Annotated in this window: 11 protein-coding genes and 1 pseudogene; 5 read left to right on the top strand and 7 right to left on the bottom strand. The window is 43.5% G+C overall.

All coding sequences use genetic code 11. The features are described from left to right. Window positions 1-4 precede the first annotated feature (4 nt). Entirely contained in the window at window positions 5-1231 is a 1227-nt protein-coding gene (locus BM358_RS21075; protein WP_023990409.1) for a sugar efflux transporter, read from the bottom strand. Window positions 1232-1828: 597 nt separating this feature from the next. Between BM358_RS21075 and tnpB the strand changes: the two genes are divergently transcribed. Then, window positions 1829-2080 (top strand): IS66 family insertion sequence element accessory protein TnpB, encoded by a 252-nt coding sequence (tnpB, locus tag BM358_RS21065; protein ID WP_081819224.1) that lies wholly within the window; start codon window positions 1829-1831, stop codon window positions 2078-2080. A gap of 196 nt (window positions 2081-2276) precedes the next feature. Here tnpB and BM358_RS21060 read toward each other — a convergent pair whose 3' ends face one another. After that, a complete protein-coding gene (locus BM358_RS21060) occupies window positions 2277-3782 on the bottom strand; it encodes an alpha/beta hydrolase family protein (protein WP_023990408.1) in 1506 nt (501 codons plus the stop codon). A 430-nt stretch (window positions 3783-4212) separates the two neighbouring features. Then, entirely contained in the window at window positions 4213-4986 is a 774-nt protein-coding gene (locus tag BM358_RS21055) for an alpha/beta fold hydrolase (protein WP_028541773.1), read from the bottom strand. A 185-nt stretch (window positions 4987-5171) separates the two neighbouring features. On the opposite strand from BM358_RS21055, the pseudogene BM358_RS21050 reads away from it, so the two are divergent. The 3 genes and pseudogenes from BM358_RS21050 (at window position 5172) to BM358_RS21040 (ending at window position 8569) form a co-directional block, all read left to right on the top strand. Then, window positions 5172-6757, top strand: a pseudogene (locus BM358_RS21050) (alkaline phosphatase family protein). 80 nt (window positions 6758-6837) lie between these two features. Then, window positions 6838-7191 (top strand): ArsR/SmtB family transcription factor, encoded by a 354-nt coding sequence (locus tag BM358_RS21045; RefSeq protein ID WP_023990405.1) that lies wholly within the window; start codon window positions 6838-6840, stop codon window positions 7189-7191. 88 nt (window positions 7192-7279) lie between these two features. Beyond that, window positions 7280-8569 carry an arsenical efflux pump membrane protein ArsB gene (locus BM358_RS21040; RefSeq protein ID WP_028541774.1) on the top strand — a complete coding sequence of 430 codons (1290 nt, stop codon included), beginning with the start codon at window positions 7280-7282 and terminating at the stop codon, window positions 8567-8569. 30 nt (window positions 8570-8599) lie between these two features. Here the strand turns inward: BM358_RS21040 and BM358_RS21035 are convergent, their stop codons facing one another. Further along, window positions 8600-8995: a winged helix-turn-helix transcriptional regulator gene (locus BM358_RS21035; RefSeq protein WP_028541775.1), complete on the bottom strand. Its 396-nt coding sequence runs from the start codon at window positions 8993-8995 to the stop codon at window positions 8600-8602. A gap of 159 nt (window positions 8996-9154) precedes the next feature. Between BM358_RS21035 and BM358_RS21030 the strand changes: the two genes are divergently transcribed. Continuing rightward, a complete protein-coding gene (locus BM358_RS21030) occupies window positions 9155-9715 on the top strand; it encodes an NAD(P)H oxidoreductase (RefSeq protein WP_028541776.1) in 561 nt (186 codons plus the stop codon). 122 nt (window positions 9716-9837) lie between these two features. Here BM358_RS21030 and BM358_RS21025 read toward each other — a convergent pair whose 3' ends face one another. From BM358_RS21025 to BM358_RS21015, 3 genes are all read right to left on the bottom strand, one after another. Beyond that, the gene (locus tag BM358_RS21025; protein ID WP_028541777.1) at window positions 9838-11088 is read right to left on the bottom strand and encodes an ABC transporter permease; all 1251 of its coding nucleotides are present in this window, start codon (window positions 11086-11088) and stop codon (window positions 9838-9840) included. After that, window positions 11072-12391 carry an HlyD family secretion protein gene (locus BM358_RS21020; protein ID WP_023990400.1) on the bottom strand — a complete coding sequence of 440 codons (1320 nt, stop codon included), beginning with the start codon at window positions 12389-12391 and terminating at the stop codon, window positions 11072-11074. The genes BM358_RS21025 and BM358_RS21020 overlap by 17 nt, the downstream gene beginning before the upstream one ends. Before the next feature lie 134 nt (window positions 12392-12525). Further along, window positions 12526-13059 carry a MarR family winged helix-turn-helix transcriptional regulator gene (locus tag BM358_RS21015; protein WP_023990399.1) on the bottom strand — a complete coding sequence of 178 codons (534 nt, stop codon included), beginning with the start codon at window positions 13057-13059 and terminating at the stop codon, window positions 12526-12528. Window positions 13060-13068 lie beyond the last annotated feature (9 nt).

The raw sequence follows: 13068 nt of genomic DNA, 5'->3' as shown, positions 1-13068 counted from the left end.
CAGTCTATATACTGTGATTCCTTTCTTTTAAAGCAGCAGATTTTTCAAACTCTAATTTCTTCGAAATTGCCAGGAGACCAAGGGAGCAGATGATTAGGGCCAAACATACCCAATAGGTGTTTCGGTAACCAATCCATTGAGCGGTTAATCCGCCCATCAAGCTCCCTACCAGTCTTCCGATGGTTGTCGCATTGGAATATAGCGTCGATGCGTACCCTGGAAGAGAGGGCAACAAATCCTGCATGTAACTAATGCCAATGGCAGAAATCACTGCAACAAAAAAGGCTAGAAGAAGTTGCCCCACGAATAGCTGCCACATCTCCGTAGACATAATAACAAGGATATAATAGACAACTCCTGTTAATGCCCCTAAAAATACAAGCAAACGGTTAGAGTATTTAGCTGCTAGTACGCCTAGCATGAGCATCAAGGGGATTTCTAAAATGGCGCAAATACTGGATACTAGAGCAACGTCACTCGTGTCACCTTTTAAATTGTGAATGATGAACAAAGAAATATTTAAACTGTTCATCCAGTGAGACGTATAGAGCAGAGTAAGAACTAAAAAGGGGATCAGAATCTCAATATTTTTATGTAATGTAATGTTATGAAGTGAAAGTTGATTCTTATGTTTAAGCTGAGCGGGAGGCTGCTGGATAAAAAAGAATAAAAGAACAGCAATGAGAACAAAAATAGAGGTCGTTCCCATAAAGATACCTTTAAAGCCCGTATGTGCAATCAAAAAGGAACCAAAAAGCGGCCCGGTAATAAAGCCAAGAGAAAACATAGACCGAAGCGTTGAATTAGCAAAGGCGTGATCCGCAGATTTACTGCGATCTACTGCTTCACGTGCACTGGCAAATAACTGCGGCATCCCAGGAGCACCAATGGCCGTAAAGATCGTCATATAAACAAAAAGTACATAAAAATTTTGGATTACAAGATATCCTGCAAATGCTACGGCATTAAATAACGTACAAATCACCAAAATTTGTTTACGATCTAATCCGGTATCAGAACGTTTGGCAATCAGAGAGCTTATCCATATGCCACAAATCAAAGTCACCGCTGTAAACACACCAAAGGTTCCCACAGATACGCCAAGTGTACTTGTAAAATATACAGCTAAAAAAGGTGCGCTGATGGATATAGCCATGCCTTGCAATAACATGCAGATCATGAACAATGGGTAGTTAGGGATAACGAAAAGATTTTGAATACGCTTTAGCATTTCTTTTTTACACCCCTTCGGATTTAGTAGCAGAAACATATCTATCCTTCCTAAACTATATATGATTTTAGTATAAAATGTATATTTACATGGTGTGAAATATTATATATTATTTTTCACTTTGAGGAGCAGGTCAATATACAGGCAAAGATACAGTAACAGGCTAAGAGTCAAACTCTCCATACCTTCAACTACTAACCTAGCTATGAGATCATGAGATTAACCTGAATACGGAGGGTAACTCATGAATGCCAAAGAACAACGCAGACAAGATTGGCACACACGTATCGTAGCCTATCGGGCAAGTGGCCTCACGATGAAAGCTTGGTGCTCCGCAAATCATTGTTCTGTCGAACAATTGAAATATTGCTGTACAAAATAAAGCGGTATCATCCTCAGCTACTCCAGATCCAAAGACTTCTCCCGTACAGTTTGTACCTCTTGCCACTGTAGATCCACCTGGCAGCGTTTCTCCTTCTCTAATCCTTCATATCGGTGAAGCCAGTATCGAGCTTCATTCCCGCTTTGACCCAATGCTTTTGCGCGAAGTGATTCACGCGCTTACTTCACCATGCTGACCTTTCCAAGCATCAGCGTGTGTTTCTTGCTTGTGGTTCCACCGATCTGCGCAAGTCGATCGACGGACTTGCTGCCATCGTTCAGGAAAGCTTTGGTCTGAATCCGTTCTCCTCCGGCTTATTCGTATTCTGTAACCGGGCATGCAACAAGCTCAAAATTCTATATTGGGATCACAATGGGTTCTGGCTTTACCATCGCAGCCTAGAACGTGGCAGATTTCAATGGCCTACAGGCAAGGAAGAAGTAGTAGCCATTTTACTAAGGTGGTAACGCTGATGTTATGTTTTTTGCTACTTCCACACGGCTGCTCTGTCCTGCTTTTAACTCCTGTATGATGGCTAGTTTCTCAATCGCATTGTATTCGTTCTTCTTAGACAAAGGAAAACTCCCCTTCAAGTAGCGGTTTATTTATTAAACCTGTCTACTTGAAGGGGAGCATATCAAAATCGGTAGCCTGTTCCGTAATTTATAATAGCGAGGTTACGAACTTCACCTCCGGAAAGCGGCTATCCGGTCCTTTCATTAAGATTCCGCCTTGATTTTTCAGATACCTATCGAAGAAATCCAGCATATAGGCATTGATAACGGAGTTCGCTCTTTCGGGCGCAATCTTTCCTGTAATGCCCAGCATTTTGAAAATCGGAGAAATGAACTGTACGTCGGCAAAATTCAAATGCTCCGTATTTTCGATATAGAGGACTTGTCCTCCTTCGTCGACCGTTTCGCGCATCCGTTCAAGCTCCAACTTTTTATCTTCCGTTACTTGATCCTCCCACTCTCTTGTTGAGCCCATATGGTTAAGCTCTGCATCCGTGTAGACCCGGTTATCCATCACCATTTTTAATTTTTCGAAATAGCTTTCCGAGTTGATGAACAAAAACGGCTTTCGCAGACCCTCTCTGTCACGCAGTCGATAAAGCCCTCCATCAAGGTCTATTCCAACCGCGATTCGCGGATCGTAAGAAGCGTCATAGGCCGTCGCTCCGCCGATGGAATGACCGAACACCCCGACATGACCAAGATCAATTCTCCCTTTTAGATGACTTGGAATCTGTCCCGATTGGATGAGCTCGAATTGGTCCAGCGCAAACGCCACATCGCCGGTTAAAACTTGTCCCAACTTGTCGCGATTTCCTCTACTCGTCTGGTAATCATGGTCGGGCGAGAATAAGTCGTTGGTTGTGCTGGTCGTGATTCGCCCGTCCGGAAACTCGGTTGCAAATGTATTGTAGGTGTGGTCGATCACTGCCACGATATATCCATGACTCGCGAGATTTTCGGCTTGCGACGTGTGGAGGTACCTGGAAGAGCCGTTGCCGGGATTCGCAAGGATCAGCGGGTATGAAGTCTGTGCCCAAGAGACTTCGGCCCCCGAATAAGCATGACTGGGTACGTACTTCAGGTGTTGAAAAGTAAACCCGGGAAGGCCATAGTCCGCGGCCATATAACGTAAAATCTGGGTTTCGGGAATAAAGGGAGCATACTTGCCGATGCCAGCTTGAGCTGGATACCATACCTGAACCATCAATTCCCTTTTGCCTGTCGTGGTTTTGCCAAATGTCTCCTCCCGGCTTGGATCGATGAAATGAAAGACTTGCGTACCTACCTTCAACTCGCCGGTTGGCGCCGGAAAGTCGAATACGGGAAACACATAGAGGAAGCACCCCGTTGCGATTAGCCCAATCACGATAAAAAGGCGGCCCAGCACCCTACGGATTCGCGAGGCAGTCCGAACGACTTTCAGCGTTATGAAAACGTCTATAAGTGAGAGCATAAGCATCAGGATCGTAAATCCGTATAAAAATAAAAGCTGAACCCTGTATCCTTCGACAAGCAAATGTATCACTAAAAAAATGGAGCCTGCTCCGCTTGTCAGGAGCAAAGCTGGTTTTCGAATACGTTGATTGATAATGAACAGGAGTGCCAACAAACAAGCACTTGAAAAGAATAGCAGCATTTCAAAAAACCTCACGCCAACTCCCCCTTAAAAATAATCCTATCAATGGATTAGTATAGAGGAGCAGCTAGGTTGATACCATTGATCTAGATGACAATTGCCTAACACTCTTGTAAGGTTGCGCGACGATGGCGCAGAAAACGGCATGTAATGTGCTGATTCCTGCCTTTCGGCCGGGGTTGTTTGTTTCACAATTGTGAAGACAGCTCAATCTCCAATCTCCGATAAAATGATTTTCAGAACTCAGCTTCTTGCTTCGTTTATGGAAGGGTTCAAAGGCGAGATTGACCGAAACACCTCGGTCAGCATCACTTCCGCTAACTTGTTAAATCATAATTCAGCATAACTTAGCCCTCATTTAGTTGAACAGGTGGGGGCTACTTGACGCTTACGTAACAGGAGTGGGATGTAGATATGTATGTGGGATTTTCCTGTAGGATTTACCTTAAAGACTGAAGCGATCTACGAACTGCTTGATCAGTTCATTCAATAATCCGGCGGCCTTCGTAGGAAGGCGATGATCAGCTTTCTTAAGGAAAACCAGCTCACTATTTGGTAATTGTTGATGCAATATTTTGGCATAGGGATGAAAGTGCTTATCTTCTTCACCATAAACGAGCAGGACAGGAAGCTGGATTTCCTTGAGCCGAGAGGTGCAGTTGTACTTCAAGCTGTAACGGTAATATTGTTCGACATTCCTGGGATTTCCCTGCTTCGCATCGTTGAATAACTTACGGAACAAAGATAGCTGTTTCGTTTGTGACCAAGCAATAGAAAGGGCAAGTGTACCGACTGCGCCGATTTTGGAAAGAGCAAGGCCCAAAGAAATTTTGTTTCTTAGTCGCCATTCGTTTACTTCCGACATTCCACTGATAACAATGCCTCCCCATGCCCGATCTGGATAAGTCAAGAGGAACTCAAGTACTATCGAGCCTCCGGTAGAATATCCACACAAAAATACTTTATCTAAGCTCATCCGGTCCATCAAATGTTTAATATCCAGGGCGATGAGAGGATAAGTAACCGTTTGTTCGGAAGGCTGACTTTTACCGTGTCCTCTGATATCAAAAGCTATAGTTCGAAAATCGGATGATAACTCTTGGAATTGGTGTGTAAAATTTAAGCTTGTGAGTACTGGAGGGTGAATGAATAGGATGGCCATTCCTTCACCAGAATCCATGTAATGCATAGAGTATTCGTTTATGTTTGTATTAGCCATGGTTATGCTCCCTCCCTGAATGGTTTGATCTTAAATTTGGCCTATTAGATCCAAAAAATTCATGGAGGCGTAACTTTAATTGCTTGTATGAAATACCTTTGTCCCGATGATCCAATACAGGAATAATATTTTTAGTACAAGAAAAAAATAAGAGGATCAAGTTTTTCTAAGAAAGGGACACATACATGGGCATGAAAAATAAAGTTACCATAGCACTAGTGCTAAGTTTATTGTTGATGATCTTGGGCTGTAGAGCGGACTCCAGTCAACAGCTAAAACAACAAAGTGTGAAGTCACCTATCATAGTAAATCAAATGGGCAAAAAACCTGTCATTGTGATCTTGATTGATTCATTAATGGATAAGCCTTTGCAAGATGCGATTCAAGAAGGCCGTGCACCCGCGATGCAATATCTCCTTCATCAAGGGCAATATTTCCCGTGAGTTCATTTCCCACGATGTCTGTGACAATCGACAGTACATTATTAACGGGAACGTATGCAAACCAACATCATGTGCCCGGACTCGTTTGGTACAGCGACCAAAAGAAACGCATGATTCTCTACGGCAATGGTGCCAAAGAAGCCTTGAAGATAGACCAACTGCAAGTATTCTTAGACGCAATTTACCAATTAAACCAAGTTCATTTGAATAAAAAAACGAAAACCATACATGAGGAATTGGCTGACAAAGGAAAAGAATCCGCGTCCATCAATGCTATTGTCTTCAGAGGGAAAACGAAACATGCCTTAAAAGTGCCTGACTTCATAGCGAATAGCAGCAGGGTGCCAGAAAAAATGATAGTAACAGGGCCTAAATGGTTATCTTATGCAGCTTTGGCACAATTGAATCCGAAAAATAGCTGGAATACTCCTTTGTGGAAAAAATTTGGGATGAACGACGAATTTTCCGCAAAAGATACCGCTTTTCTAATAAGCCAGAAGAAACTTCCAGACGTAACCATCACATACTTTCCAGAGAATGATAATTTAGCGCATAGAAAGGGCCCGACTCAACTGGAGGGAATCGAAAAAGCAGATCAAGCACTGCAAACTGTGTTGAATGCATATGGTTCGTGGGAACAAGCTGTAAACAATGCGATATGGGTTGTCATGGGTGACAGTGCGCAAAGCGCTGTTTATGATGATCGACAGGTTGCCGCTGTTGATTTAAAGTCGCTTTTGAATCATTACCGTATTGCAAAATTAAATCAACCTGTAAGAAGTGATGACCAAATCGTGATTGCCGCTAATGAACGGATGGCCTATATCTATGCGATAAACGATAACGTAGAGCTGTCCAACGTGGCGAAGCTTTTACAGCATGAGGACAAGCTCGACATTATCGCTATGAAAGATGGTAAAAACAATATTCATGTTACAAAGGGAAAAAAGGGTAAGCTGTTTTCTTATCATCCCGGTGGAAAATTCATCGATGAATATGGGCAATCGTGGACCTTGTCGGGCGAAGAGGACCTTGTGGATATTACGGTGAATAACAACCGGATCCAATATGGAAAATATCCAGACGTTTTGGCGAGGCTACACGGGGCAATGAATTCACATGAAGGAAGATATGTTGTCGTCACGGTCCAACCTGGATATGAACTCGTCGGCGAAAGTTCCCCTACTCACATCGGAGGGGGAGCTCATGGATCGCTGCATGAAAAAGATTCCCTTGTCCCATTAATTATTTCCGGAACGAATACACGTCCCAAAACACTGCGAATCGTGGATATAAAAGACTGGATTATGCAATTGGTGAACGAATAAGTATTATTCGTGCTTGATATTAAAACCGTACTCCATTAGTATATAAGCATATAGTTATATAAGTGGAAGGGGGGCACACCTTGGATCAACTTGGTTATGTAGCCGATCATTTAAAGCTATTGGGGGATAAAACTCGGCTGGCCATGCTTTCCCTGCTAAGAGAGAGAGAATGGTGTGTTTGCGAATTTGTAGATATCTTTGATATGTCGCAGCCAGCCATTAGCCAACATTTGAGAAAATTAAAGTCGCAAGGGATTGTAAAAGAAGAACGACGAAGTCAGTGGGTATACTATTCCTTAAATGTAGACGACAAGCCGCATATTCAAGCTGTTCTTGAGAGTATGCCAGACTCTAAGCAGATTTTAAAATGGCTGAATAAAGAGGAGCCGATCGCATCTTGTGGACCGGATTCATCGGCTTGCTGCTCATCCTAAAGGCTGCTCCGTTTAACTCCTTGCAGGGATAAAGATGTTTTTAATATAAGTATATGTTTATAAGGTGATGTAATGGAGGTTTAAAACATTGATTTTGTTGGCATGCATTATATTCTTAGCCACTTTAGTGTTGGTGATCTGGCAGCCTAAAAATTTGTCCATAGGATGGTCTGCCTGCGGCGGTGCCATACTCGCCTTGCTGGTGGGTGTCGTCGATTTGCATGATGTTTGGGAAGTTACTCATATTGTCTGGAATGCGACACTGGCTTTTGTAGCCATTATTCTGATTTCGTTGGTGCTTGATAAAATAGGCTTCTTCGAATGGGCGGCGCTTCACATGGCACGAGCTGCGCGAGGAAGCGGAACCCGGATGTTTGTTTATGTGACCATTCTTGGCGCCGTTGTTGCTGCTTTTTTTGCGAATGACGGTGCGGCCTTAATACTGACACCGATTGTACTGGCGATGGTTCGGGCACTTAAATTGGATGAGAAAATGGTTTTTCCTTTTATCATAGCGAGCGGTTTTATTTCAGACACGACGTCGCTTCCGCTTGTGGTCAGCAACTTGGTTAATATTGTGTCAGCCGATTTCTTTGGTATCACCTTTATGGAATATGCGAGTCGCATGATTATACCTAATTTATTTTCTTTAGCAGCCAGTATAGGAGTACTGTATCTCTTTTTTCGTAAAAGGATTCCGAAAACGTTTGATGCGACACAATTAATCAGGCCTGCGGAAGCGATTAAAGATCCAAAGATGTTCCGTATGTCCTGGATCGTTCTCGCGGTTTTGTTCATTGGCTACTTTGCATGCGAATTTTTTAATATTCCCGTTTCGGTGGTGGCCGGTATTATTGCTATCTTTTTCTTATTGATGGCGCGTAGAAGCCCTGCAGTGCCGATGAAAGAAGTCATCAAGGGCGCTCCATGGGCTATCGTATTTTTCTCCATCGGAATGTATGTTGTGGTGTATGGTCTGCGTAATGCCGGTTTGACGGATCTGCTGGCCCATGTGATTCAAGCGGCTGCCGATCAAGGTATGTTTGTGGCCACCATGGGCATGGGTTTTATTGCGGCGATTATCTCGTCGGTCATGAATAACATGCCTACGGTCATGATTAATGCGCTTGCCATTGATGCCACCCATGCAACCGGTATAGTCAAAGAGGCGCTGATTTATGCTAACGTCATTGGGTCGGATCTCGGGCCGAAGATAACTCCGATTGGTTCATTAGCCACGTTGTTGTGGCTGCATGTGCTTCGTTCGAAAAACGTGAAAATTTCTTGGGGGGCTTATTTTAAGACAGGCATTGTCTTAACCATTCCTACACTTTTTATGACCCTACTCGGCTTATACCTGTGGTTAGTCATTTCATAGGGCTATAGTATTTCAAACAAGCACGCTTCCTTAAAGAGGTGGTGCTTGTTTGGCGTTTTTTTCCTTCACAGTATACTCTTCCAGCACCTTTGTTTTATCTCCATAGATCCTATCCAAATGATCTTCTCCCCATAAGCAAAAACGATCAAGCAGATCTTTAAAATCCCATCCATATTCACTAAGCTCGTACTCCACTTTGGGTGGAACCTGGTTATAAATGATACGGTGGATGATTCCATCCTTTTCAAGCTCTCTAAGCTGTTGGGTGAGCACTTTTTGGGTGATTTTGGGAATGAGTTGACGAAGTTCGTATGTACGTTTTCTGCCGCTGATTAAATGGTATAGGATGATGCCTTTCCACTTTCCACTGATGACCTCCAAAGTTGCCTCGATCCCGAGCATATAGGTTTTGGCGTTGTCTTCCATAAACTTTCCCCCTCCAATTTGTAGTTCTAAAAGCACTAAGGAACCTTAAAGTACCTACGGTACAATGAAGTGCGTACTTCACACTTTTATATATATCAACCATAATAGCATCTGTAAACAGGGTACACCAATCACGAGGAGAAAGAAGGTTACGGATACATGAAAGTTCTATTGGTCGTCACGCATCCTAGAGAAGATTCACTTACCCTTGCGGTCATGAATCGTTTTGTAGAGGGATTGAAAGAGAATAAGCACGAGGTAGATATTTTGGACTTGTATCGGGATGGGTTTAATCCGGTATATAGCGCGGCAGATGAGCTGGATTGGAATACGCCTCATAAACAATATGCTCCTGAAACACGGAGAGAGATGGACAGAATTGCTGCTGCGGATGCTCTGGTCTTTGTGTTTCCTCTATGGTGGTACAGTGTTCCTTCCATGCTAAAAGGGTACCTGGATAAAGTGTGGAACATAGGTTTACTTGAGGAGTTCAAGACAAAACAGGTCTTGTGGCTGTGCTTGGCGGGAGGAACGAAAGAACATCTGATCAAGTATGAATATCACGATTTAGTTACTAATTATTTGAATAAAGCCATTGCTGGTTACGCAAGAGTAAGAGAGTCCAAGGTGGAGTTCTTCTATGATACTTTGTCCGAATCGAAAGAATACATTGAAGGTTTACTGGAGCACGCTTATCAATTAGGTCGGGCATATAAGTGAATTTTATTCTGATAACAATGACAATTTAATATTATTGAGAATTTTGCAAAATCCTGATTATTGAAAAAGGGTTAAGGCTCGTTAGACGGCACTTAACCCTTTTTTATTTTATAGACGAGACTCTATCCTTTTATAGGCTCATGCATAGGTGCTGATGGTGCCCCTTGCATAGATAACCCGCCGCCAGTTGAGCTTGCTGGAACAACGGGATGTGGTGATCCCTTTTCAGAAGCATTGCCAGCAGTTTGCTTGGCCAGCTTTTGTTTTTCCCACAGTGCTCTGGCGATCACCAGCATGGAGAGTACACCCACATATAGTAACAGAGAACCGAGTTCGGGAAGCATCTCTTGCAAAGGTGCACCACGCAGACCCATGGTACGAAGGAATTTGTACATCCATACAAAGGGGAAGAAATCACCGATTTGAATCGCTAAAGGTGGAAACAGTGATCTGGAAAGAACAGCCCCTGATAAAACAAAAGCAGGCATGAGTATCATCACCATTCTGCCGATGGCTATTCCTGGATGTGCAGCGCCCCATGCAACCAGGACATTGATACAAACGGTACCGAATACATACAGGACAACCGGAATTATAAAGAGAATCGGATTGGCCTCGAAACGGCCTCCTCCAAACACTTTAAGCATCCCGAGAGAGAAGATTAAGCCAGCCGTCGAAAACAGCGTATAAGGAAGCACACGCAGTAGTATGTTGAACGGATTTTGCAGCTCAGCAGCCAGCCTCTTGGAAACCCGGAGTCTAGCGACCAGAGGTAAGCTATTTATATTGAGTATCATAAAAGAGAACATACAAGTGAATGCAAGTATCGTCGTATTCTGATAGTCATTCGTTGGATTAAACAGGGAACGCACTTCCAAGGCGATACCATTGAGGGCCCCTTGGGCCTGTTCTGCGTTCATCCCGGTTTTCAACATAGCTGGAACAGACAGTTCCATATTCTCGGAAACGCTAATTTCCTGCATAGCTGTACGAATCGAAGTAATAGATTGAACATTGGTATTATCGAGAATGAGACCCACGCGGCTGGAAAGGGAACGATTGTGATTATCCTCTAAACCATGCGGCAGGGAAATAACAGCCAAATATTGCTCATGATAAAAATACTGTTCAGGGTTGTCCGTATACGAAACAATCTCAGCTACGTTCATATACGGGGAAGCATCTATTTTCTGAATGAACTCACGGCTGTAAGCTGTGTTATCTTGATCCACCACTACCACGTTAGCGTCGTTAATTTGGCTGCTTGGGAGCAACAGTGAATACCCCAGTACGGCAATCAACGGGAAGATGATAGCTATGATCGGATACTTGGAGTGAACCAGATACGACCATTCATCACGAAGAGATTTCATTTGTATTCACCTCAACTGTCATGCCTGGTAGCAAAGCTGCTTCTCTTGTTACATATACACGTACCTGGAATGTAGCGGTATCTGCTTCTCCTTTTTCACGGGACATCTTCACATTAGCGAATTGTGGTGCGGCAGTTACATAGCGTACCGTACCTTTCAGGTCCTTATTGAGACCAGAGATATGAGTTTTAATTTCTTGATTGGCCTTGAATTTCCCCGCTTGTTCTTCATTCACATAGAGATCGTAATATAAATCATTGGTTTCCAGGGTAATCACAGGAGCCCCTTGCGCCACATTTTCGCCGACTTTGGTACTAATCGAAGTAACCTTGCCATCCTGTGGTGCTTTTAACACCAGGCGTTCTTTTTTGAGCAGCAACGTTTTAAGCTGAACTTCCTGTGTGTCTTTTTGTTGCTTTAAGAGGTCAATAGCCAGCTTCTGATCTGCCAACTGTTGACGACTCTGCTGAATGGTTTCCAGTTGGGTCTTGGAACGATCGACGGACAATTGGGCACCGCGAATTTCTTCCTCGGCTTGTTTTACCGAAACGGCTGCTTGTGTCGTCTGTTCACTGGCCTGCATACGTTCTTCAGAAGTGGCACCATGAAGTAGCTTTTGAAGAGACTCTTTTTGCTGGCTCAACTGATTTGTCGCTAAAGTCAAAGAGGATTCGGCATCATCCAACGCTGCTTTGGATGCACTTCCTGCATCATAGAGTGCTTTATTACGCTTATAGTTGGTTTGCGCTGTCTGAACGTTTTTGGTGGCTGAGGCTACGGCAATTCGTTGCTGCTGAACATCTTCATCCCGAGCCCCGTTATTGACCTGTTGTTCCGCAGCAGTGGCTTGACGCTCAGCCGCTTGTGCCCGCTGCAATGCGGCCTGACTTTTACTCTCAGTCACTTGAGCTTGCGCGATATCTAGCTGTGCCTGTTTTTCCTGAGTTGCTGCTCGTGTATACCCTAAATGGATGGATTGTTGTTGTTGGCTGATCTGCGTATTGAACTGGGCGATTTGTGTCCGCAGCTGCTCAATTTGCAGATCCACATCTTTGGAATCCAAAGTCATAAGGACAGTTCCTTTTTTCACCTTAGTTTCTTCTGTTACCGGGATGTTCAGGATTTTGCCTCCTACTTGTTCAAACGATACATGAATGCTATCCGCATTTAGTGTTGTGCCTTTAACAGATCGAGAAGCATTGACTTGATCTTGTCCGTTAGTCTGAAGCAGGAACCCCCCGCCGATAAGGCAGGCAATAGAAATGACAGGGATGATGAGGCTGGCGACTTGTGTGCGATTCATGAGTAATACGCTCCTTACATTCATAAAATGAGTTAAACATAGACTCGAATAAATATCCTGGTATGTACATTTTATTTATTCTTTTATTTAATAATTTAAAAGTTAGTCGGCTAACTAAAACGCAAAATTAAAACTTATTCTGGCTTTGCTGCTTTATATATCTCTTTTGCTTGAGGGATGCCGCTTTCTATTTTTTGGAGTAATGTCAGGAGCAGCTCTTTTTCATCGGTGGATAGGTGGCTCATCAGTGTGGAAGTGCTTGTGAAATGTGTAGGCAGCAGTCTTTCCATCATTTCTGTTCCTTGTTCGGTCAGTTTAACAATGCTCATACGGCGGTCGGAAGGGTGTACGGATCTCATAGTAAGCCCATCGCGTTCCAGGCGATCAAGCAGACCGGTAACGGTAGGCTTGCTAACCCCTACTTTCTCCGCAAGCTCTGTAGCCAGCAATCCTGTTTGGATGTTGCGGTACAGGAGAATTAATATTGAAAATTTTCCATGAGATATACCGAACTTCTCAAAGCCCTCAAAACTGACTTTAAAAACACTGGAAGATACTCGCATAAAAAATAGCATAGCTTCTGTCGCTCTTACATCAATCTCGGGGATACGCTTAGAAAATTCTTGCAGCGCCTCACGAGTGGGCAAGTCCCGTAAATCAAAATCCATAGGGTTCTC

Source organism: Paenibacillus sp. cl130 (assembly GCF_900116035.1).
Classification (GTDB): Bacteria; Bacillota; Bacilli; order Paenibacillales; family Paenibacillaceae; genus Paenibacillus; species Paenibacillus polymyxa_B.
The sequence above is the reverse complement of the archived record's forward strand: the minus strand, read 5'-3'. Positions and strand labels throughout refer to the sequence as shown.

What these genes read in the sequence shown, in the direction of transcription:
- BM358_RS21075 (WP_023990409.1), bottom strand. Translation starts at nt 1,231, where the DNA reads ATGCTAAAGCGTATTCAAAATCTTTTCGTTATCCCTAACTACCCATTG.
- BM358_RS21030 (WP_028541776.1), top strand. Translation starts at nt 9,155, where the DNA reads ATGAAAGTTCTATTGGTCGTCACGCATCCTAGAGAAGATTCACTTACC.
- BM358_RS21055 (WP_028541773.1), bottom strand. Translation starts at nt 4,986, where the DNA reads ATGGCTAATACAAACATAAACGAATACTCTATGCATTACATGGATTCT.
- BM358_RS21035 (WP_028541775.1), bottom strand. Translation starts at nt 8,995, where the DNA reads ATGGAAGACAACGCCAAAACCTATATGCTCGGGATCGAGGCAACTTTG.
- BM358_RS21025 (WP_028541777.1), bottom strand. Translation starts at nt 11,088, where the DNA reads ATGAAATCTCTTCGTGATGAATGGTCGTATCTGGTTCACTCCAAGTAT.
- BM358_RS21020 (WP_023990400.1), bottom strand. Translation starts at nt 12,391, where the DNA reads ATGAATCGCACACAAGTCGCCAGCCTCATCATCCCTGTCATTTCTATT.
- BM358_RS21015 (WP_023990399.1), bottom strand. Translation starts at nt 13,059, where the DNA reads ATGGATTTTGATTTACGGGACTTGCCCACTCGTGAGGCGCTGCAAGAA.